The sequence below is a fragment of the Sedimenticola sp. genome, assembly GCF_050289425.1.
Classification (GTDB): Bacteria; Pseudomonadota; Gammaproteobacteria; order Chromatiales; family Chromatiaceae; genus Sedimenticola.
Map to the genome: position 1 here is coordinate 1 of NZ_JBNKFS010000106.1, position 500 is coordinate 500.

The 500-nt window shown below is 62.0% G+C and carries 1 protein-coding gene; it reads right to left on the reverse strand.

What is annotated here, in order from left to right; translation table 11 throughout:
• Positions 1 to 500: diguanylate cyclase domain-containing protein (locus ACQY5R_RS18400; protein WP_428610738.1), on the reverse strand; the 500-nt coding region annotated here is incomplete at both ends.

Here is a 500-nt window from a genome sequence, read left to right on the forward strand (position 1 = left end):
CTCCTTGGTGTAGAACTGGTAGTTGTTGCGGCCCTGGTCCTTGGCCCGGTACATGGCCGAATCGGCGTTCTTCAGCAGCGTCGCGCTGTCGGATCCGTCATCGGGGTATACGCTGATGCCGATGCTGGCGGTAACGAAGAGTTCCTGGTCCCCGAAGTGAAAGACCTTCTTTATGGCTTCGAGGATCTTCTGGGCGACGGGAACGATGTCGCGCGAATCCCGGATGCTCTCGAGAATGAGCGTGAATTCGTCACCGCCCAGGCGGGCGACGGTATCGTCTTCGCGAACGCAGGTCATCAGGCGCTCTGCGACCTGGCGCAGCAGTTTGTCGCCCACCGGGTGTCCGAGGGTGTCGTTGACGTTCTTGAAGTGGTCGATGTCCGCCACCAGCACGCTGAGCGAGCGCCCGAAGCGCATCGAGGCGTGGATCTTCTCGTCGGCGCAGTCGAGCATCGCCCGCTTGTTGAGCAAGCCGGTGAGCCCGTCCGTGGTCGCCTTCT